Consider the following 19,737-nt stretch of genomic DNA (forward strand, 5'->3'; position numbering starts at 1 on the left):
GCAGCGCTAGCGGGAGCGGATGGTCCGGGTCAGTGCTTGGAGCCCCGGACGTACCGCTTCACGTACGGCGCACCCGCGCTGTTGAAGCCGAGCTTGACCGCGTAGAGCGCGCGGACCGGGTGCTGGCGCTGCCACGTGGCGCTGTAGGACCAGAACGAGCGGCCACAGGGCTGCCAGCTGCGCTTGCAGGTCCACGCCTCGAAGTACATCAGCGGCCCGGTGGGCGTGTTGAGCACGTCCGCCCCGCCGGGACCGCACAGCCCGTGCGTCTTGCGCCGGTTGAGCAGCACGTGGGATCCCGAGGCGTGCCAGTCGAGCAGCGAGGTCGAGGTGCGCCACACCGTGGCGTAGTCGCAGCGCGCGTAGTCGTTGTAGGAGTTGAACAGGTAGTAGCGCCCGCCGCGGCGGAGCATGACCGGGTTCTCCAGCACACCCGCGTTGTTGACCAGCTCCTGGCTGTAGGCGCCCGCGAGCGGGTGCAGGCCGTCGGGGGTCAGGGCCAGGATCCGGATCGAGGAAGGTCGTCCGTCGGTCTTGTAGAGCAGGTACGGGGCACCGTTGGCGTCGGCGAAGAACGACGGGTCGATCGCGCCGATCACCTGCGGAGCGGTGGCCGGCTTGGGGGCGAACGGCGGCAGGACGCACGGCTCGAAGACCGGCACGGTCGGCCCGAAGGTCGGCGTCGGGACCTGGCTCTGGGAGGGCTGCGCGGTGGGAGATGCGCTCACCGAGGTGCTCGCGGACACGGAGGCGGACGCGGTCGTCGTCGGGCTGCCCGAAGGCGTCGGAGTCGTCGTGGGCGTCGGGGTGGTCGACGGGTGGGCGGAGGCCCAGGCGCTCGCCGCGGCGGCGTTGCTGCTCGCCACCGCGATCGCACTGGCACTCGCGCTGGCGCACTGCCGGCGCTTGACCACCCGCTTCTGCTGGGCGGCGGCCGAGGCCGAGGGATAGGCGTCGATGACGGACTTGTCGATGATCCGGTCCTGCGCCGGCGAGGTGGTGAACCACGACGGGCAGACCAGCGGCGGTCCCGCGACGGGGACGAAGGTGCCGGTCGCGGACTTCGAGGTCGCGGCCCCGATGCAGCGGCTGCTGCCCGTCCGGCCCTTGATCGGCGCCGAGAAGTAGAGGACGTACTGCGCGCCGACCTTCTCCATGTCGGCGGCCCAGATGTCGCCACCGTTCGGCTTGGCCCAGGTCGGCAGCGCGCCGAGCGCCGAGGAGCGCCACTTCCAGACCTTGCCGTTCTTCGACAGCGCCCGGTTCACCTTCGCGCCGGTCGCGATGACGACGTAGTCGGTGGTGGTCTTCACGATGCTCGGGTCGCCGACCGTGTGCTTCCAGTCGAGCGGTACGGGCTTGATCGCGACCGCCGCCGGAACGACCAGGCCGAGGAGCGCGAGGACCGTGACGACGAGGCGTTGGGAGAACCGGCGGGCCGGGGGGCGAGAGGGCACGAGGCGCATGGGCAGGCTCCGAGAGTGACGAAAGTGACGAGTGAGGTTAACCCGTGGACGCCGGAAATGCCCTTTGAAACGACTGTGGAGTCCGGCTTGCACCGGACTCCACAGTCGTTGACCCAGGAAGGAGGTCAGCCTCGATCGATCAGAAGGCGCTCTCGTCGAGCTCCATGATCGAGTTGTCGATCGCCTCGGCGATGGCGCGCTCGGCGGTCAGCTTGGGCAGGTTGTAGGCGGCGAAGAACTTCGCGGCCGCGACCTTGCCGGTGTAGAAGTCCTTGTCCTTGCCGGCGTCTCCGGCCAGCGCGGTGAGCGCGATCTCGGCCTGGCGCAGCAGCAGCCAGGCGCAGACCACATCGCCGACGGCCATCAGCAGGCGGCTGGTGTTCTGCGCCACCTTGTAGATGTTCGAGATCTCCTCCTGCGCGGACATGAGGTCGTTGAACATGTGGCCGGCGATCGCGTTGACGTCCTCGAGCGCGGTGGCGAGCAGGGCGCGGCTCTCCTTGAGCTCGGCGTTGCCCTCGGCCTCGAGGAACGCCTTGATCTCGCCCGCGATGTGACCCAGTGCCTGGCCCTGGTTCTTCACGATCTTGCGGAAGAAGAAGTCCTGGCCCTGGATGGCGGTCGTGCCCTCGTAGATCGAGTCGATCTTCGCGTCGCGGACGTACTGCTCCTGCGGGTAGTCCTGGAGGAAGCCGGAGCCGCCGTACGTCTGCAGGCACTCGGTGCCGAGCAGGGTCCAGGAGCGCTCGGAGCCGTAGCCCTTCACGATCGGCAGGAGCAGGTCGTTGACGGTCTCGGCGAGCTTGTTCTCCTCGCCGGTGGCCTTCGCGATCAGGATGTCGTCCTGGAACGTGGTCGTGTAGACGACCAGCGCGCGCATCGCCTCGGAGAACGACTTCTGCACCATCAGGGAGCGACGCACGTCCGGGTGGTGGGTGATCGTGACGCGCGGAGCGTCCTTGGCCGAGTTGGTCAGGTCGGCGCCCTGGACGCGGCTCTTGGCGTACTCGAGCGCGTTGAGGTAGCCGGTCGACAGGGTGGCGATCGCCTTGGTGCCGACCATCATGCGGGCGTTCTCGATGACGTCGAACATCTGGCGGATGCCGTCGTGGACCTCGCCGAGCAGCCAGCCGCGGGCGGGCTCGCCGCCGCCGACCTGCGGGTCGCCGAAGGTGACCTCGCAGGTGTTGGAGGACTTGATGCCCATCTTGTGCTCGACGTTGGTGACGTACGCGCCGTTGCGCTCGCCGGTGAGCTCGCCGGTCTCGACGTCGAAGTGCAGCTTGGGGACCAGGAAGAGCGAGAGGCCCTTGGTGCCGGGGCCGCCGACGCCGTCCACGCCACGGGGACGCGCCAGCACCAGGTGCATGATGTTCTCCTGGAGGTCGGACTCGGCGCTGGTGATGAAGCGCTTCACGCCCGAGATGTTCCAGGTGCCGTCGCCGTTGTCGGTGGCGAAGGTCTTGCCGGCGCCCACGTCGGAGCCCGCGTCGGGCTCGGTCAGCACCATGGTGGCGCCCCAGAGGCGGTCGACCATGTGCTGGGCGATCTTGACGTCGCGCTCGACGCCGTTGGCGTTCTTGTAGACGACCGAGGCGAAGAACGGGCCGGCGCCGTACATCCAGATCGGAGCGTTGGCGCCCACGATGAATTCGGCGGTGGCCCACACGAGGCTGGCGGGCGCGTCCTGGCCGCCGATGGCGGCGGGGGTCTGGATGGCCCACATGCCCGACTCCATCCACGCGTCGTACGACTTCTTGAACGACGCGGGGACCGGGGCGGTGTGGGTCTTCGGGTCGAAGACCGGCGGGTTGCGGTCGCTGTCCTCGTACGAGGCGGCGAGCTCGTTGGTGGAGATCCGCTCGATCCCGGCCAGGAGCTCCTTGGCCGTGTCGACGTCGATCTCGGCGAACGGGCCCTGGCCGTAGACCTTGTCGCGGCCGAACACCTCGAAGAGGTTGAACTCGACGTCGCGCAGGTTGCTCTTGTAGTGGCTCACTGCTTGCACCTTCTGGCTCGGGGATCGCCCGGCTACTGGCCGGTAACTTCAAGCATAAGCAGGGCGCTTGCGACAGGCAACACCGGGGTGATGTGGCAGCGATCTCGGTCGGGGGAGCGCTCCAGGTGCGGTCATGTAGAACGTGTTCTAATATGATCGGCATGACGACCGGTGCTATCAGCTCAGACGCGATCACCTGGAACGCCGCCGACGACCCGCATCCCGCGCGGACCGCCTCGCAACGCTCCTACTCCGCGGTCGCCAAACGCGACCTCGCCGAGTGGCTCACCGTCTATGCCGAGGACGCCATCATCGAGGATCCGGTCGGACCCTCGATGTTCGACCCGGACGGTCGCGGTCACCACGGACACGCCGGCATCACCGCGTTCTGGGAGAAGGCGATCGCGCCCATCGGCGACTTCGCCTTCGAGATCAACGACTCGTTCGCGAACCCCGGCTCCGACACCTGCGCGAACGTCGGCCGGATCCGGACGACCTTCCCCGACGGCTCGTACACGACGACCGACCTGATCATGGTCTACGTCGTCAACGACGAGGGCCGGGTGACGTCGATGAAGGCGTATTGGGAGCCCGAGCGCTCGATGGCGAGCTTCACGCCTGCCCCGTAGGTGGCTCAGGCCGCTCGCCGGGTCACGTCAGCTCACACGTGATGAGCCGCAGGCCGACATCGAGCTCTGATCGCTGGCGAAGCGAGCCATGCTGCTCGTCCCACGCCCCGCTGCGCAGATCGGCGGCCAGCCGGTCGACAGCCGCTTGCTCGGTCTCGTCGTCCAGCCAGCGGAAGCCGCTCGTGGCGGCGCGGGCGCCGGGATCGAGCACGGCTTCGGGACGGCCCCACCACGCGAGGCCGAAGCCGTCATGGCAGTCCCGCGGCACCGGTAGACGCTCCACCCGGGCCTTCGATCCCAGCGCGTCCACGATGGCGTCGATCTCGGGGAACACCTCCCGGTCATGCGCCGCGATCTGAGGGACGTAGTCGGCGAAGAGCCACATCTGCGCCTGGACCGAGGCGTCGATCGTCATGAGCACGACGCGGCGCCGGGCGACGCGCGCCATCTCGGCCAACCCACGCCGAAGGTCGGTCCAGTGGTGCATCGTCAGGGTGGCCATGGCTGCGTCGGCGGTGCCGTCGGCCATCGGCAGGCTCTCGGCGACCCCGAGAACAGCCGGTGGCAGCGTGGAGGGGCGCTGCAGCGCCATCGTGGTCGAGGGCTCGACCGGGATCACCGGCCTGTCGGTGGGCTCGTACAGACCCGTGCCGGCACCGACGTTCACCACCGTCCACGCGTCGCCGAGCGCGGTGAGGATCGCCTGGGAGAAGCGCGGCTCGGCCCGCCGGTACTGCGCATACCGGTCGCCGACGGCGTCGTACGGGACTCCACCCGCCGCCATCCGCGTCACCAGGGTCCGCAGCTGCGACCAGGATGCGAACCCGTGCTCGCGCGCGATGACGAGCTGGGCCGTGCTCAGCGTCGGCGGCAGGTCCGGGGCATGACCTCGCGCGCGAGACAGGGCGGTGGTCTTGTGTGACCTGAGGTCCTCGTGGAGGCGCTTCGCCTCGCGGCGCAGGTGCTCCAGGCTGGGTCGTACGGGGAGGGAGTGGGTGCTCATGGTGCGGCTTCCTGTGCCCGACATGCCCGCTTGGGTGTCGAGCGCGCGATCGGGAGTCGACCGACTGTTCGTGAGGTGGGCGTGGCGCCCTTTCCGCGGACCAGAGGCGGCCTCAACCGCGCATCAGGAACCTACCGGTGCGGCGGCCTCCCGGGGCGTGACATTCGGACGATCTGTCGGAGTCAGGCGCCGGCGTTGCGGACCAGCCAGTCCACGACGGGCCGGAACGCGCGCCAGTCGTCACGGACCAGGTCGAGCAGGTCTGCGGTGTGGATCACCGGCTCGAACCCGAAACTGCGGCCGAGGGTGAGCGACTTGTGCCGCAGCAGGCCGATCCGCGGATGCTCCTTGTCGAAGCCGCGCGGCGCTGTCTTGAGCTGCTCGCCGCCGGTCTCGTAGCCCGCCTTCTCGGTCGCCGCGACCAGCCGCTCGAGCTCGACGCCGTACGTGTCGTGCACGACCGCCGCGCGGAAGGCGGCCAGCCGGGCGGGCTGGAAGTAGTAGCACCCGCCGCCGGTCCGCACGCCCTGCGGAGAGACCTCGACGTAGAAACCGGTCTCGGGGGCGACCGCCACGAACGCACCCTGGTGGGTCTTGTACGGCGTCTTGTCGGCCGCGAAGCGCACGTCGCGATAGGGGCGGAAGATCTTGGCCTTGCCGAACTCCGGCTCCAGCGCGCCGGTCAGCTCCTTCATCGGCGCCAGCACCGACTCCTGGTAGACCGCCTTGTGGGCCTCCCAGAACGACTTGGTGTTGTCGACCTCGAGGTCGTCGTAGAAGTCCAGGGCGGCGGTCGGGAAGCCTGCGAAGGTCACGGCGAACAGCCTACGAAACGGTGGCGCTGAGCTGACGGTCGCCGGAGTCGCCGGACTCGACGATGCTCAGCACGTGGCCGGCGCACAGCGGCTGGCCGAGGAAGCCCTTCCCCTCGAACGCCGTGGTCAGCGTGGAGCCGTCCCAGCGCATCACCGCGGGCGCCGTGGAGCCGGTGGCGTCCTTCGCCCAGTAGGCCGCGTCACCGCAGACGGTCATGGTGCCGTTCACGCCCGCGCCCAGGTCGACCGTGGCGCCGGACGACGCGAGGCCGTACACCTCCACCTGCTGGTAGCGGTGCTCGTTGGGGACCATCGACCAGACCGTCGAGCCGTCGTGGAGGACGGCGGCCTGGATGCCCTTGCACGCCGGCACGCCCGGGACCGGCGTCGTCCGCGTGCCGTCCACCGTCACGAGGGTGCGGCACGACGTCGGGCGGGCGTCGTCGAAGGTCATCATCGCGACCCGGCCGCCGGAGGACAGGATGTTGGTGAAGCCGTCGTGCTCCCCCGCGCACCAGCCTCGGGTGGAGGTCATGGTGGTGAGGTCGGTCGAGACGAGACAGTACGGCGACGAGCCGTCGCCGCCGGTCGCATGCCACAGCGTCGAGCCGTCGAGCGACCACGAGCCGTCGGAGGCCGGCGGCAGGTCGCTGGAGCCGTCGATCGTCGCCTGCTCGCCGCTCGCCAGCGTGGTGACGACGGCGGTCTGCGGCGTCCGGCCCGACTGGGTGCCGTAGACCACGACCGCGTAGTCGTCGTCGAGGCCGGCCTTCATGACGCGTTGGCCCTGCGGCACCGACCGGCCGGAGCCGGAGCCGCCGCCCTTGTTCGCGAGGCTCCACGAGCGCCCGCTCGGCGTGATCGTGAGCGTCCAGGTGCCGTTGGTGCTGATCGTCGCCGACGGGTTGCCCGGCAGCGTCTTCCAGTCCAGCAGGGCGGTCGCCGGCGTCGCGGTGGTCGTACCGGTGGCGCTCGGGGGTGCCGAGGTGTCGGCGGAGGGGGAGTCGGACGGCGACGCCGGGCTGGCGGGGGCCGTCGCGACGGACGGCTCCTGGCCGGGCGTGGCGGCGTCCTGGGGCTGGTCGTCGGCGTTCGTGCAGCCGGTGACGAGCGCCAGCGCGAGGGCGGCCAGGGCGGCCGCACCCGCGCGGCGCGCGCGAGGCATCGAGGCGATCACAGGCCGATGTTATGCAGCGAGTTCGCCTTGTTCGCGGCCAGCATCTTGTCGGCGGGCAGCCACTGGACGCGCGCGACGTACGGCACCGACGGGTGGAAGCGCTGCGGGTTCCACGGCTCGAAGTAGCCGATCTCCTGCACGCCGTCCGCCGTGGTCTTGTAGGCCCGGCCGACCTGGTAGTGCCCCGAACCGCTGTAGGGCAGGTAGGGGAAGTAGCGCGTCGAGAGCAGCGGGTGCAGGATCACCGGCGCGCGGTACTGCGCGATGTGCTTCTGCATCAGCGTGAAGAACTGCGAGGTGGTCCAGCCGCGCAGGTCGAGCACGACGTACTTGCCGGCGTGGTCGGCCCGGTCCCAGCCGGTCGAGCGGTTGACCACCCGGACCATGTCGGTGATGGCCGTGCCGCCGGTGGTGGTGTGCAGGTGGTTGGCCCAGTGCTGCGCACCGAGGTCCTTGTTCTTCCAGCCCCAGGTGATCATCTGCATCGAGGTCGGTCCGCACCAGTACGTCCGGACCTGCTCGGCCGTCTGGCGGGCCTTGAGGATCTTCACCTTGACCGGATAGGTCACCGGCACCGAGGCGGCGACGGTCGGGGCGCTGCTGGCGGTCGCGCTCGCCGACGTCGACGCGGCGGCGATGGGGCTCGCCGTGCCGGTGCGGGCGACGGTGGCCGCGGCGCTGCTCTTGGCCGGGCTGGGCACGGCCGTGGGCGACTTGCTCGCCGCGGCGGTCGCCTTCGCGGCCGTGGTGGTGACGGCCGCGCGGGCGGCGACGTTGGTGACGGCGGCGGTGCTGACCCGAGCCTCCGGGTGGGCGGCGAGGAAGCCGTCGGGCAGCGGCACGCCCTGGATCTCGTGGCGCAGCATCCATACCTTCGCCACGGAGCGGGCGGCGTCGGTCAGCTCCTCGCGGGCGGCGGCGGCGCGCTGCTTCGGTGTCATCGCGGCGAGGCGGGCGGCCTCGCCCTGCGCAGAGAGGTCGCCGGTGTTGACAAGGTGCTGCTTGCGGGTCGTCCTCCGGGCGGCGGGTGAGGCGGCCGCAGCGACCCGCGCACGGACGGCCGTCGGGCTGTCCTCGGTGAAGCCCAGGCCGAGGCAGTAGCGCTGGCCGTCGAGGTCGGCGCACTGGGTCATCGCGGAGGCGGCGCCGGGCGTGAGCCGGCCGTGTACCTGCGGCAGCGCGGCCGTCGCGGTGGCGACGCGGTCGATCTCGCTGCGCATCGCCGGGGTGATCCGGGTCGTGCCGACGGCGGTGGACTCGCGCGGCAGGAACGTCGGGCGGTCGCTCGACGGCGCGATGCTGCCGTGGTCGTCCTGGCCGCGGGGGATGAAGGGCGCGGCGGCGAGCAGCAGGACCAGTGCGCCGGCGGCGACGGTACGGGGGCGGGGGCGGTGCATGGCGTACTCCGAGAGGGCTGGGGGAAGGTGCCTATCGTCGCTCCACTATCGGCCGGAATCCCAGATGTCGCAACAATCCCACCAGTCACACAGGTCTCTGCCAGGAAAACGACATCGGCCGCCGCCCTCCGGGGCAGCGGCCGATGTCGGTCGTGGAGCGGATGACGAGACTCGAACTCGCGACATCGACCTTGGGAAGGTCGCGCTCTACCAACTGAGCTACATCCGCAACACCTGGGCCAGCCAGGCTGTGACGAACCCTATCCGATGACCTCGGGGGTCGGATAACGCGGGCTCAGGCCGTCACCCGACGAGGTGCCTGTCAGCCGGCGCTTCACCCACGGTCCGAGGTGCTCGCGCGTCCACGCCCAGTTGGCCGCGCGCTGCTCGGCCGTGGAGAGGACCGGGCGGCGCAGCGGCTCGGGGGTCGGCAGGTCGTGGTCGAGGCCGAGCGCGTCGAGCACCTTGGTCGCCATCAGCTGGTGGCCGGGCGCGGCCATGTGCAGCCGGTCGACGTCCCAGTAGCCCCAGTCGTCGTACTCGCTCATCCGCCAGTAGTCGACGACGGTCGCGCCGTGCCGGTCGGCGATCTCGCGCACGTCCTCGTTGTAGAGGGCGAAGCGGCCCCGCAGCGGCTTGAAGAGAGACGACTTGCGGGCGGCGAACGCGGTCCAGACGAGGACCTGTGCGCCGTTGGCGCGCAGGGCGCCGATCGCCTCCTCGTACCGGCCCATCAGGGCGTCGAAGTCGACGCTCGGGCGCAGGATGTCGTTGCCACCGGCGTAGATGGTGACCAGGTCGGGTGCCAGGGCGAGCGCGGGTTCGAGCTGCTCGTCGAGGACCTGGCCCATCTTGCGGCCGCGGATCGCGAGGTTGACGTACTCGGTGCTCCAGCAGCCGCCGAGCACCTCGGCGACGCGGTCCGCCCAGCCGCGCACGCCGTTGGGGCGGGTGGGGTCCGGGTCGCCGACGCCTTCGGTGAAGGAGTCTCCGAGTGCCACGTACCGCTTGATCATGTCCAGCATTGTCGCTGGCCGATGTGCTAAGGGCCGCATTGGGTAGGTTGACCCCGTGCTGCTGAGTGACCGGGATATCAAGACCGAGCTGGACAACGGGCGGATCGCGCTCGAGCCCTACGACGAGGCGATGCTGCAGCCGTCCTCGATCGACGTCCGGCTGGACCGCTTCTTCCGGGTCTTCGACAATCACAAGTACGCCGCGATCGACCCGGCGGCCGATCAGTCCGACCTCACCCGGATGGTCGAGACGGAGGGCGACGAGCCGTTCATCCTGCATCCGGGCGAGTTCGTCCTCGGCTCGACGTACGAGACCGTCACCCTCCCCGACGACATCGCCGCGCGCGTCGAGGGCAAGTCCTCCCTGGGCCGCCTCGGGCTGCTCACCCACGCGACCGCCGGCTTCGTCGACCCGGGCTTCTCCGGCCACGTCACGCTCGAGCTGGCCAACGTGGCGACCCTTCCGATCCGGCTCTACCCGGGCATGAAGATCGGGCAGTTCTGCTTCTTCAAGCTGACCTCGCCCAGCGACCACCCGTACGGCTCGGAGAAGTACGGCAGCCGTTACCAGGGCCAGCGCGGCCCGACGGCCTCGCGCAGCTTCCAGAACTTCCACCGCACCCCGATCTGACCAACTGCGGACGGCGATGTGACCGGAGCCACATCGCCTGGGGTCTTGCTTAGGATTGCCTAAGTAGGGTTAGGCTGGCCTCACTAAGGCACTCCTAACCAAGATAGGGCTCCCCGTGCTCCGTCGTATCCTCGGCATCGCCGCCGCCTCCGCGCTGGCCGCTGTCGCCCTCACCTCCTGCTCGAGCGACTCGAACGACTCCGGCTCCACCGCCGGCGACGGATCGAGCGTCGCCGCCGACAGCAGCAGCGCCTTCCCCGTGACGATCAAGAACGTCTTCGGCGAGACCACCATCGAGAAGAAGCCGGTGCGGGTCGCGACCGTCGCCTGGGCCAACCAGGAGGTGCCGCTGGCCCTGGGCATCGTCCCGGTCGGGATGGCCAAGGTGACCTGGGGCGATGACGACCACGACGGCGTGCTGCCGTGGGTCGAGGACAAGATCAAGGAGCTCGGCGGCACCACGCCGACCCTGTGGGACGAGACCGAGGGCATCGACTTCGAGGCCGTCGCCGACTCGCACCCCGACGTCATCCTCGCGGCGTACTCCGGCCTGACCAAGGAGGACTACGAGACGCTCTCCAAGATCGCGCCCGTCGTCGCCGAGCCCGGTCTCGCCTGGGGCACCTCGATGGACGACATGATCCGGCTGGACTCCGAGGCGCTCGGCCTCAAGTCCGAGGGTGAGGCGCTGATCAGCAGCCTCGACCAGAAGGTCAAGACCTCGCTCGCCGCGCATCCCTCGCTGGAGGGCAAGAAGATCATGTTCAGCTACATCGACCCGAAGGACATGAGCAAGATCGGGTTCTACACGACCCACGACACCCGCCCCGGCTTCCTGGCCGACCAGGGCCTGCCGATGCCCGACGAGGTCGTCGCCAAGTCCGCGAAGTCGGACACCTTCTACGAGACGGTGAGCTCGGAGGAGGCGCAGAAGTTCGACGACGTCGACGTCATGGTCGGGTACGGCGACGCCGGCGACGACGCCGCGACGATCGCCGGGCTGCAGAAGGACCCGCTGATCGGCAAGATCCCCGCGGTGAAGAAGGGTGCCGTCGCGATCCTCGAGAACGACACCCCGCTGGCGGCCTCGGCGAACCCGTCCCCGCTGTCGATCCCGTGGGGCATCGACAAGTACTTCGACCTGCTGGCCGCCGCCGCCGACAAGGCGTGAGTCCGGCTCCCGGTCTGCCGGAGGCAGCCACCCGCACACTCGAGGCGCCACCCGCTGCCGACGCCACACGGCAGCGGGGGGCGCGTCGCCCCACCGCCCGGGCCGCCTGGCTCATCGCGGCGCTGGTCCTGCTCGCCCTCGCGGTGATCGCCTCGGTCGCCGTCGGGGTGCGGGCCACCGGCTGGCACGACATCGTCCGCGGGCTCACCGGTGACGACAGCACCATCGGCTCCGCCGCCGTGCACCAGCGCATCCCCCGTACCGCCCTGGCGCTCATCGTCGGCGGATCGCTCGGCCTCGCCGGTGCCGTCATGCAGGGAGTCACCCGCAACCCGCTCGCCGACCCGGCGATGCTCGGCGTCACGACCGGCGCCTCGCTGTGGGTCGTGGTGGGCATCGCCTATCTCGGCCTGAGCGCCCCGTCGTCGTACATCTGGGTGGCGATCGGCGGCGCCGCGGTCTCCGCCCTCGTCGTCTACACCATCGGCTCGCTCGGGCGCGGCGGTGCCACCCCGCTCAAGCTCGCCCTGGCCGGCGCTGCGACGTCGGCGGCCTTCACCTCGCTGGTGAGCGCCATCCTGCTCCCGCGCGTCGACGTGATGGACAAGTTCCGGTTCTGGCAGATCGGCGGGGTCGGCGGCGCCGACTGGGACCGGATCCGCCAGGTGCTGCCGTTCCTCGTCCTCGGCGCGCTCATCTCGCTGCTGTCCGCCCGCGGCCTCAACTCGCTCGCGCTGGGCGACGACGTCGCCGCCGGCCTCGGGCAGAAGGTCGGCCGTACCCGCCTGCTCGCGGGCGCCGGCGCGATCCTGCTCTGCGGCGCCGCGACGGCGGTCGCCGGCCCGATCGGCTTCGTCGGCCTCGTCGTACCCCATGTCTGCCGCCTCGTCGTCGGCGTCGACCACCGCTGGATGCTGCCGGCCTCGATCGTCGTCGGCGCCACGCTGCTGACCTGGGCCGACGTGCTCGGGCGCCTCATCGCCCGTCCGGCCGAGGTCGACGTGGGCATCGTGACCGCGCTGCTCGGCGCTCCGTTCTTCATCTGGCTGGTCCGCCGTACCAAGGTGCGTGCCCTGTGACCGCCGTGCTCCCGTCCCCGCTCGACACCGACCTGGCCCGCTCGCTCGCGGCCGGTCGCCGCGCGCGCGGGCGTCGACGCACCCTCGTCCTGACGGTCCTGGTCGCGCTCGTGGTGGTGGCGTTCCTCGCCTCCCTGATGATCGGCCACACCTTCTACACGCCCTCCGAGGTGCTTCGGGTCGTCCTCGGCCAGACCGTGCCCGGCGCCTCGTTCACCGTCGGCGACCTTCGGCTGCCACGAGCCTGTCTCGCGGTCCTGACCGGCCTCGCGTTCGGCATGGGCGGCATCACCTTCCAGACCATGCTGCGCAACCCGCTGGCGGCACCCGACGTGATCGGCATCAGCTCCGGCGCCTCGGCGGCCGGCGTCTTCGCGATCGTCGTCCTCGGGCTCTCTGGCGGCGCCGTCTCCATCATCGCCGTGGTCGCGGCACTCGTCACGGCCCTGGCGATCTACCTGCTCGCGTGGAAGGACGGCGTCGTCGGGACCCGGCTCATCCTGGTCGGCATCGGCGTGGCCGCGATGCTGGACAGCGTGGTCTCGTGGGTGCTGATGCGGGCCGCCTCCTGGGATCTGCAGACCGCCATGCGGTGGCTCACCGGCTCGCTCAACAACGCGTCCTGGAGCGAGGTCGTCCCGCTGCTCGTCGTCGTGGCGCTGGTCGCTCCGGGGCTGGTCTGGCTGGGTCGTGACCTCGATCTGCTGCACCACGGCGACGACACCGCCGCCGCGCTGGGCGTGCCGGTCGAGCGGATCCGCGTGCTCTCCATCGTGGCCGCCGTCCTGCTGATCGCCTGCGCCACCGCGGCCGCCGGCCCGATCGCCTTCGTGGCCTTCCTCGCCGGCCCCATCGCCGCTCGCCTGATCGGCCCCGGCGTCTCCCTGCTGGTCCCGTCCGGGCTCGTCGGCGCGCTGATCGTGCTGGTCGGGGACCAGGTCGGCCAGTGGGCGTTCGGCACCCGCTACCCGGTCGGCGTCGTCACCGGCGCCCTCGGTGCCCCCTTCCTCGTCTACCTGTTGATCCGCGCCAATCGATCCGGAGGGTCGCTATGACCAGCCCTCACGTCAGCCAGCACCGCTTGAGCATCGAGGGGGTCTCCCTCCGGTACGGCGAGCGCCACGTCATCGAGGACCTCTCGCTGACGCTGCCCGACGGCGAGATCACCGTGATCGTCGGCCCGAACGCGTGCGGCAAGTCGACGCTGCTGCGGGCGATGTCGCGGCTGCTGCGGCCGACCGACGGCCGGATCGTGCTCGACGGCTCCGACATCCACCACCTCCCGACCCGCAAGGTCGCCCAGGTGCTCGGGCTGCTGCCGCAGTCCCCGATCGCGCCCGAGGGGATCGTCGTCGCCGACCTGGTGGCCCGGGGCCGCCACCCGCACCAGCGGGCCTTCACGCGGTGGTCGCGCGCCGACGAGGAGGCGGTGCTGGAGGCGCTGAGCGTGACCGGCGTCGCCGACCTCGCCGAGCGGTCGGTCGACGAGCTGTCCGGCGGTCAGCGCCAGCGGGTGTGGATCGCGATGGCCCTGGCGCAGCAGACCGATCTGCTCCTCCTCGACGAGCCGACGACCTTCCTCGACGTCACCCACCAGGTCGAGGTCCTCGACCTGCTCACCGACCTGAATCGCTCGCGGGGTACGACCGTCGCGATGGTGCTGCACGACCTCAATCTCGCGGCCCGCTACGCCGATCACCTGGTCGCCATGCGCGAGGGCACGGTGGTCGCCACCGGTGCCCCGCGTGACGTCGTGACGCCGGAGCTGGTGAGCAGCGTCTTCGCGCTGGAGTCGGTCGTCATCCCTGACCCCGTCTCCGGCACCCCCCTCGTCGTGCCGCGCGGCCGGCACCACGCCGCCGCCGCGAACGTGCCCACCCTCGACCCCGCCACGGTGGGAGGAGAGCTCCGATGATGCTCGCTCGTCTGCAGGTGGCCGCGATCGCGCGGCCCTCGCCCTCGTTCATCCGGCTGGAGCTGGCCGGTCCCGACCTGGCCGACTTCGGCGTCGACGGTCCGCTCTTCGACCAGCGGTTCAAGCTCGTCCTGCCCGGACCGGCCGGCCTGCCGACGCTCCGTGCGGAGTCGTGGTGGACCGACTTCACCGCGCTGCCCGAGGAGACGCGCGGCGTGATCCGGACGTACACGGTCGCCGACGTCGTCGGCAGCGGTGAGGACACCCGGCTCGTCGTCGACGTGGTGCTGCACCCGGGTGCACACGGTCCCGGGTCGGCGTGGGCGACGGCGGCCGAGATCGGGGACGAGGTCCTCGGCGTGCTGCCCAAGCGCGGCATGGAGAGCGGCGGTATCGAGTTCGAGCCCGGCGACGCCGAGCGACTGCTGCTGGTCGGCGACGAGACAGCGCTGCCGGCCATCCACCAGATCCTGCGCGAGCTGCCGCCGCGCGAGGGTCGTACGGGCACGGTCCTGCTCGAGGTCCCGTGCGCCGAGGACATCTGCGACCTCCCCGCCGTCGACGGTGTCGAGGTGACCTGGCTCCCGCGCGGCCAGCGGGCGATCGGCGAGCCGATGATCGAGGCGGTCTCGGCGCATCTCGGGCTGGCCCGAGAAGCGGCTGCGGCGGCCCCCGCCGCGCTGCCGGTCGCGGCCCCGGTGCCCGTCGCAGGCGGTTCCGAGGACGACATGCCCTGGGAGACGCCGACGTACTCCGCCCTCGGGGAGACGGCCGAGGCGGTCGCTCCGCCCGTGGACGGCCGGTACGCGTGGATCGCCGGGGAGGCCGGCATGGTGACCACCCTGCGTCGTCATCTGGTCGGCCAGCTCGGCATGCCCCGCCGCCAGGTCGCCTTCATGGGCTACTGGCGTCAGGGCGTCGCGATGCGATCGTGACGAGGTCATAGGTTTGAGAACGCTCCCAGTGGTTCACTGAGGAGCGTGTACAGCCTGACTCTGATCCAGGCATCCTGGATCGACTACCTCATCATCGCTCTGTACTTCGCGTTCGTCCTAGGCATCGGCATCCTTGCCAGCCGGGGCGTCTCGGACTCGGTCGACTTCTTCCTGTCCGGGCGCTCGCTGCCCGCCTGGGTCACCGGTCTGGCGTTCATCTCCGCCAACCTCGGCGCCGTCGAGATCATGGGGATGAGCGCCAACGGCGCACAGTACGGTCTGCCGAGCGTCCATTACTTCTGGATCGGCGCCATCCCCGCCATGCTCTTCCTCGGCGTGGTGATGATGCCGTTCTACTACGGCTCCAAGGTGCGTTCGGTGCCGGAGTTCATGCTCCGCCGTTTCGGTCCCGGAGCCCACCTGGTCAACTCGATCTCGTTCGCTGTCGCGCAGCTGCTGATCGCCGGCATCAACCTCTACCTGCTCGGCTCGATCGTGCACGCGCTGCTCGGCTGGCCGCTGTGGGTCGCGCTGATCGTGGCCGCCCTGATCGTGCTGTCGTACATCACCCTCGGCGGTCTCAAGGCGGCGATCTACAACGAGGTGCTGCAGTTCTTCGTGATCGTCGCGGCGCTGACGCCACTCACCGTGATCGGCCTGCACCGCGTCGGCGGCTGGTCGGGACTGACGGACAAGATCACCGCCGCGGCCACCGCGAACCCGGCCGGCCCGACCGCCTCGCAGCAGCTCAACTCGTGGCCCGGCACCGACCTGACCGGCTTCTCCTCCGACTTCCTGTCGGTCATCGGGATCGTCTTCGGCCTCGGCTTCGTGCTGTCCTTCGGCTACTGGACGACCAACTTCGTCGAGGTGCAGCGCGCGATGGCCTCGAAGTCGATCACCGCCGCCCGTACGACCCCGATCATCGGCGCCTTCCCGAAGATCCTGATCCCGTTCATCACGATCCTGCCCGGCATGATCGCGGCGGTCCTCGTCACCGAGATCGCCAAGGTGAAGGCCGGCGGAACAGTGCCAGGGGGCTCGTCGGGAGACGGCGTGACGTTCAACGACTCGCTGATCTACATGATGCGTGACCTGCTGCCCAACGGCCTGCTGGGGATCGCGATCACGGGTCTGCTGGCGGCGTTCATGGCCGGCATGGCGGCGAACATCTCGGCGTTCAACACCGTGCTCTCCTACGACCTGTGGGAGCGCTACATCGTCAAGGACCGCACCGACGACTACTACCTGCGGATCGGTCGCCTGGCGACGGTCGCGGCGACAGTGATCGCGATCTTCACCGCGTCGCTGGCGTCGAACTTCTCCAACATCATGAACTACCTGCAGACGCTCTTCGGGTTCTTCAACGCACCGCTGTTCGCGACCTTCATCCTCGGTATGTTCTGGAAGCGGATGACCTCGACCGCCGGCTGGGCCGGCCTGGTCAGCGGAACGCTGTCGGCGATCGTCGTCGCCTTCCTCTCGGAGGACGCGTTCGGGAGTTGGTCGACCGGCACCCTGAACCTGTCAGGTCAGGGAGCGTCCTTCGTCGCTGCCGGCGCGGCCTTCGTCGTCGACATCCTGGTGTCGGTGATCGTCTCTCTGTCGACCCAGCCGAAACCCGCCCGCGAGCTGGTCGGCCTGGTCTACTCCGAGACGCCGAAGGAGTCGCTGGTCGACGCCGAGGCCGCGGACTTCCCGTGGTACCGCCGACCCGTACCCCTCGCCGGGTGCGCGCTCGTCATCGTCATCGTCCTCAACGTGATCTTCTAGGAGCTTCGCCATGACTGATCAGAACGGCGTGGAGAAGAAGACCGCTGGGGCCTTCGACATCCGCAACGTCATCGGCGCCCTGCTGGCGCTCTACGGGGTGATCCTGCTGCTCACCGCCGCCTTCCGCGGCAGCGCGCCGGCGGGGACCAACAACAACGACAACTGGTGGGGCGGCATCGCCCTGCTGGTCGTGGGGGTCATCTTCCTGGCCTGGGTCAGGCTGCGCCCGATCGTGGTCGCCGAGCAGCCGAAGAAGGACGGCTGAGGGTCGACCCACACCCCTCGTCGGGCGGGCCGGGCGCAGTCAGCGCCCGGCCCGCTCTGCCGTTCCGGTGCTCTCGAGGCGGAAGCCGGAGATCCTGCCGCCGGTGAGCGGGAGGGTGATCTCGGCATACGGGTGCCCGGCGAGGCTGAGTGTCACGTCGACCCACTGCGACGTGCTGCAGTCGGCGAGTGGCGGGCAGTCCTTGTACGTCGCCCTCAGCCTCGGCTGGGCGGTGCTGCCGTCCCCGGTCGGCACCAGGCTGAAGGCCGCGCGGGCGATCTCGGCTGCGCGGCGCCGCTGCGCGGGCGGCTGGGCGAGCTTCGCGAGGTCGGGGGCGAGGAAAGAGGGCTGCACAGGCTCCCTCCCGCTCGCCCAGCCGAGGAACTCCCACGCGCGCTCCTCGGCGGTGTAGGCGCAGCTCGCGCCCGGCAGCGCGTCGCTGTAGGTCAGCGTGACCGTGCTGCCGTCGGCGATCGGCGTGCCGGGGGCCGGCGTGGTGTCCTCCACGCGTTGTGCGAGGAGGCAGTCGAGTCGCTGCTCCTCCCGGACCGCGAAACCGGAGCTCTCGAGGAGCTGGCGCGCCTGGCCCAGGGAGAGACCGATCGCCGCGGGGACGGGCGTGCCGCCCTCCACGACCACAGGAACAGCGGTCCCGCAGGCGCTCAGGGTGATCGCGCCGATCGCCGCGGCGAGCGCCTGACTCCTCATGACCCTAGGATGCCGCTGCCGCTGCGATCGGTTCCCGCGGTGTCACGGTGAGGTGCACCGCGAGACCGGCGAGCAGTGCCCAGAACGCTGCTCCGATCCCGAGCGCGGTGATCCCGCTGGCCGCGACGACGAAGGTCACCACGGCCGCCGTCCGGTCCCGCTCGGCGGCGAGGGCCGCGTGCAGCGAGGCCCCGAGGGTGCCGAGCAGCGCCAGGCCGGCGACCCCCGCCGCCACGCCCTCCGGTGCGGTGGTGACGGCCGCGGTCAGCGCCGCCGAGCCCAGGGCGAGCACCAGGTACGTGGCTCCGGCCGCCGCGGCCACCCGGTAGCGCTGGCGGCGGTCGGGGTGTGCCTCGGGCGACGCGGCCAGCGCTGCGGTGATGGCGGCGAGGTTGACCGCGTGGCCGCCGGCGAACGCGCCGAGGACGGTGCCCGCGCCGGTGACGGCCATCGCCGGCCGCCACGGCGTCTCGTACCCGTAGGAGGCGAGCACCGCGACGCCCGGTACGTTCTGCGAGGCCATCGTGACGACGTACAGCGGCAGCGCGACGCTCAGCAGGGCACCCGCCGACAGGGTCGGAGCGGTCAGCTCGACGTGGGGGAGCAGCGGGCCCTGCGGCCCGCCGTGGCGAGCGAGCCAGAGCGCGAGAACGCCGATCGCGACCACGAACGCGGCCGGCACGGCCCAGCGCGGCGCCAGCCGCAGCAACGCGAGCCAGACCAGCACGGGCGGGACCAGCATGGCGGGGTGGTCGAGCACGCCGTGCACCGGAGCGAGGCACAGCTCGAGCAGCACGCCGGCGAGCATCGCCTGGGCCAGGGCGGGTGGGATCGCCGCGATCAGCCGGCCGAGGCGCGGCCACAGGCCGGTGAGGAGGATCAGCAGGCCGACGACCACGAACGCGCCGACAGCGGCCGGCCACCCGCCGTGGACGTGGCCGGTCGAGGCGAGCAGTGCCGCGCCCGGCGTGGACCAGGCGAGCAGCACCGGGGTGCGGTAGCGCCGGCTCAGCCAGAGCGTGCCGACACCTTGGATCACGCTGAGCGCGAGCAGCCCGGAGGCGGCCTGGGTGGTGCTGGCGCCGACCGCGCGCAGGCCGGCGATCACCACCAGGGCCGAGCTCGCGAAGCCGACCAGCGCGGTGATGGCGCCGTTCGTGGCGATGTGCCAGCGTTCCATAAACAGAACACTACTAGAGTCGGTGGCGTGGATCCCGAGGTCGCGGCGGCAATCGGTGCCCGGGTGCGCGCGGCCCGGCGGCAGACGGGCCGGTCCGTGGGCGCGCTCGCCGAGCAGGCCGGGATCGGCAAGGGATCGCTCTCCGAGCTCGAGAACGGCACCCGCAACCCGACCCTGTCGACGCTCTACGCGGTCGCAGGTGCCCTCGCGGTGCCGCTGGCTGATCTGGTCGTCGAGCCGGGCTCGCAGGTCACCTCGCCGGGCATCGCCGCCCGGCTGCTCGACGCACGTCGTCACGACGACGGAACCACCGTGGAGGTGTACCTCCTGCATCTCGAGCCCGGCCACGCCCACCGCTCCGTCGCCCACGGCCCGGGCGTCACCGAGCACCTGCTCGTCACCCACGGCCGTGCGCTGGCCGGTGCGATCGGGCGCGAGCAGTCGGTGGGTGTCGGCGAGACAGCGGTCTGGGTCAGCGACGCCGAGCACGGGTACGAGGCGCTCGACGGGGCCGCCGTGGAGGCGGTTCTGACGATCCGCACTCCGGCGTAGTCGTCGGTCCGGAGCGGCTCGACTCG

General features: G+C 70.8%; 19 protein-coding genes and 1 tRNA gene. 10 read left to right on the forward strand and 10 right to left on the reverse strand.

Going from position 1 to position 19,737, the window contains the following annotated elements; all coding sequences use genetic code 11:
- Nucleotides 1–29 precede the first annotated feature (29 nt).
- Together ACZ5L9_RS07760 and ACZ5L9_RS07765 are read right to left on the reverse strand one after the other, a co-directional pair.
- Complete coding sequence (locus ACZ5L9_RS07760) at nt 30–1,466, reverse strand: family 43 glycosylhydrolase (protein WP_464535843.1); 1,437 nt, start codon at nt 1,464–1,466, stop codon at nt 30–32.
- A gap of 139 nt (nt 1,467–1,605) precedes the next feature.
- Entirely contained in the window at nt 1,606–3,465 is a 1,860-nt protein-coding gene (locus ACZ5L9_RS07765) for an acyl-CoA dehydrogenase (RefSeq protein ID WP_464535845.1), read from the reverse strand.
- 161 nt (nt 3,466–3,626) lie between these two features.
- Here ACZ5L9_RS07765 and ACZ5L9_RS07770 point away from each other — a divergent pair, with 161 nt between their 5' ends.
- Nucleotides 3,627–4,094 carry a nuclear transport factor 2 family protein gene (locus tag ACZ5L9_RS07770; RefSeq protein ID WP_464535847.1) on the forward strand — a complete coding sequence of 156 codons (468 nt, stop codon included), beginning with the start codon at nt 3,627–3,629 and terminating at the stop codon, nt 4,092–4,094.
- A gap of 22 nt (nt 4,095–4,116) precedes the next feature.
- On the opposite strand, the gene ACZ5L9_RS07775 is transcribed toward ACZ5L9_RS07770, so the two are convergent.
- The 6 genes from ACZ5L9_RS07775 to ACZ5L9_RS07800 all read right to left on the reverse strand — a co-directional run bounded on the left by ACZ5L9_RS07775 (nt 4,117) and on the right by ACZ5L9_RS07800 (nt 9,502).
- On the reverse strand, nt 4,117–5,097 hold the full coding sequence (locus ACZ5L9_RS07775; protein WP_464535849.1) for a class I SAM-dependent methyltransferase: 981 nt from the start codon (nt 5,095–5,097) through the stop codon (nt 4,117–4,119).
- 182 nt (nt 5,098–5,279) lie between these two features.
- Nucleotides 5,280–5,912 (reverse strand): DUF2461 domain-containing protein, encoded by a 633-nt coding sequence (locus ACZ5L9_RS07780; protein WP_464535851.1) that lies wholly within the window; start codon nt 5,910–5,912, stop codon nt 5,280–5,282.
- A 10-nt stretch (nt 5,913–5,922) separates the two neighbouring features.
- Nucleotides 5,923–7,089 (reverse strand): hypothetical protein, encoded by a 1,167-nt coding sequence (locus tag ACZ5L9_RS07785; RefSeq protein WP_464535853.1) that lies wholly within the window; start codon nt 7,087–7,089, stop codon nt 5,923–5,925.
- Entirely contained in the window at nt 7,086–8,486 is a 1,401-nt protein-coding gene (locus ACZ5L9_RS07790; protein WP_464535855.1) for a C39 family peptidase, read from the reverse strand. Before ACZ5L9_RS07790 ends, ACZ5L9_RS07785 begins: the two co-directional genes overlap by 4 nt.
- A gap of 153 nt (nt 8,487–8,639) precedes the next feature.
- Nucleotides 8,640–8,715: transfer RNA gene (locus tag ACZ5L9_RS07795), tRNA-Gly, on the reverse strand.
- A gap of 31 nt (nt 8,716–8,746) precedes the next feature.
- Nucleotides 8,747–9,502: an SGNH/GDSL hydrolase family protein gene (locus tag ACZ5L9_RS07800; protein ID WP_464535857.1), complete on the reverse strand. Its 756-nt coding sequence runs from the start codon at nt 9,500–9,502 to the stop codon at nt 8,747–8,749.
- A 55-nt stretch (nt 9,503–9,557) separates the two neighbouring features.
- Between ACZ5L9_RS07800 and dcd the strand changes: the two genes are divergently transcribed.
- From dcd to ACZ5L9_RS07840, 8 genes are all read left to right on the forward strand, one after another.
- Entirely contained in the window at nt 9,558–10,133 is a 576-nt protein-coding gene (gene dcd, locus ACZ5L9_RS07805) for a dCTP deaminase (protein WP_464535859.1), read from the forward strand.
- A gap of 115 nt (nt 10,134–10,248) precedes the next feature.
- Nucleotides 10,249–11,304, forward strand: coding sequence for an iron-siderophore ABC transporter substrate-binding protein (locus tag ACZ5L9_RS07810; RefSeq protein ID WP_464535862.1), 1,056 nt, complete (start codon nt 10,249–10,251; stop codon nt 11,302–11,304).
- Entirely contained in the window at nt 11,301–12,383 is a 1,083-nt protein-coding gene (locus tag ACZ5L9_RS07815) for a FecCD family ABC transporter permease (protein WP_464535864.1), read from the forward strand. The genes ACZ5L9_RS07810 and ACZ5L9_RS07815 overlap by 4 nt, the downstream gene beginning before the upstream one ends.
- On the forward strand, nt 12,380–13,438 hold the full coding sequence (locus ACZ5L9_RS07820; RefSeq protein WP_464535866.1) for a FecCD family ABC transporter permease: 1,059 nt from the start codon (nt 12,380–12,382) through the stop codon (nt 13,436–13,438). Before ACZ5L9_RS07815 ends, ACZ5L9_RS07820 begins: the two co-directional genes overlap by 4 nt.
- Nucleotides 13,435–14,298 carry an ABC transporter ATP-binding protein gene (locus ACZ5L9_RS07825; protein ID WP_464535869.1) on the forward strand — a complete coding sequence of 288 codons (864 nt, stop codon included), beginning with the start codon at nt 13,435–13,437 and terminating at the stop codon, nt 14,296–14,298. The genes ACZ5L9_RS07820 and ACZ5L9_RS07825 overlap by 4 nt, the downstream gene beginning before the upstream one ends.
- Nucleotides 14,295–15,233, forward strand: a complete 939-nt coding sequence (locus ACZ5L9_RS07830; protein ID WP_464535871.1) for a siderophore-interacting protein — start codon at nt 14,295–14,297, stop codon at nt 15,231–15,233. Before ACZ5L9_RS07825 ends, ACZ5L9_RS07830 begins: the two co-directional genes overlap by 4 nt.
- A gap of 45 nt (nt 15,234–15,278) precedes the next feature.
- Nucleotides 15,279–17,006, forward strand: a complete 1,728-nt coding sequence (locus tag ACZ5L9_RS07835; RefSeq protein ID WP_464535873.1) for a sodium:solute symporter family protein — start codon at nt 15,279–15,281, stop codon at nt 17,004–17,006.
- A gap of 10 nt (nt 17,007–17,016) precedes the next feature.
- Entirely contained in the window at nt 17,017–17,271 is a 255-nt protein-coding gene (locus ACZ5L9_RS07840; RefSeq protein ID WP_464535875.1) for a hypothetical protein, read from the forward strand.
- Between the two features lie 39 nt (nt 17,272–17,310).
- On the opposite strand, the gene ACZ5L9_RS07845 is transcribed toward ACZ5L9_RS07840, so the two are convergent.
- Together ACZ5L9_RS07845 and ACZ5L9_RS07850 are read right to left on the reverse strand one after the other, a co-directional pair.
- Complete coding sequence (locus tag ACZ5L9_RS07845; protein ID WP_464535877.1) at nt 17,311–17,979, reverse strand: PASTA domain-containing protein; 669 nt, start codon at nt 17,977–17,979, stop codon at nt 17,311–17,313.
- A gap of 4 nt (nt 17,980–17,983) precedes the next feature.
- Nucleotides 17,984–19,159, reverse strand: a complete 1,176-nt coding sequence (locus tag ACZ5L9_RS07850) for a benzoate/H(+) symporter BenE family transporter (RefSeq protein ID WP_464535879.1) — start codon at nt 19,157–19,159, stop codon at nt 17,984–17,986.
- A 27-nt stretch (nt 19,160–19,186) separates the two neighbouring features.
- On the opposite strand from ACZ5L9_RS07850, the gene ACZ5L9_RS07855 reads away from it, so the two are divergent.
- Nucleotides 19,187–19,711: a helix-turn-helix domain-containing protein gene (locus tag ACZ5L9_RS07855; protein ID WP_464535881.1), complete on the forward strand. Its 525-nt coding sequence runs from the start codon at nt 19,187–19,189 to the stop codon at nt 19,709–19,711.
- Nucleotides 19,712–19,737 lie beyond the last annotated feature (26 nt).

The sequence above is a fragment of the Nocardioides sp. JCM 18998 genome, assembly GCF_055391535.1.

Coding starts and splice junctions, on each gene's coding strand:
- ACZ5L9_RS07775 (WP_464535849.1), bottom strand. CDS start 5,097: ATGAGCACCCACTCCCTCCCCGTACGACCCAGCCTGGAGCACCTGCGC.
- ACZ5L9_RS07845 (WP_464535877.1), bottom strand. CDS start 17,979: ATGAGGAGTCAGGCGCTCGCCGCGGCGATCGGCGCGATCACCCTGAGC.
- ACZ5L9_RS07825 (WP_464535869.1), top strand. CDS start 13,435: ATGACCAGCCCTCACGTCAGCCAGCACCGCTTGAGCATCGAGGGGGTC.
- ACZ5L9_RS07800 (WP_464535857.1), bottom strand. CDS start 9,502: ATGATCAAGCGGTACGTGGCACTCGGAGACTCCTTCACCGAAGGCGTC.
- ACZ5L9_RS07770 (WP_464535847.1), top strand. CDS start 3,627: ATGACGACCGGTGCTATCAGCTCAGACGCGATCACCTGGAACGCCGCC.
- ACZ5L9_RS07850 (WP_464535879.1), bottom strand. CDS start 19,159: ATGGAACGCTGGCACATCGCCACGAACGGCGCCATCACCGCGCTGGTC.
- ACZ5L9_RS07830 (WP_464535871.1), top strand. CDS start 14,295: ATGATGCTCGCTCGTCTGCAGGTGGCCGCGATCGCGCGGCCCTCGCCC.
- ACZ5L9_RS07760 (WP_464535843.1), bottom strand. CDS start 1,466: ATGCGCCTCGTGCCCTCTCGCCCCCCGGCCCGCCGGTTCTCCCAACGC.
- ACZ5L9_RS07840 (WP_464535875.1), top strand. CDS start 17,017: ATGACTGATCAGAACGGCGTGGAGAAGAAGACCGCTGGGGCCTTCGAC.
- ACZ5L9_RS07790 (WP_464535855.1), bottom strand. CDS start 8,486: ATGCACCGCCCCCGCCCCCGTACCGTCGCCGCCGGCGCACTGGTCCTG.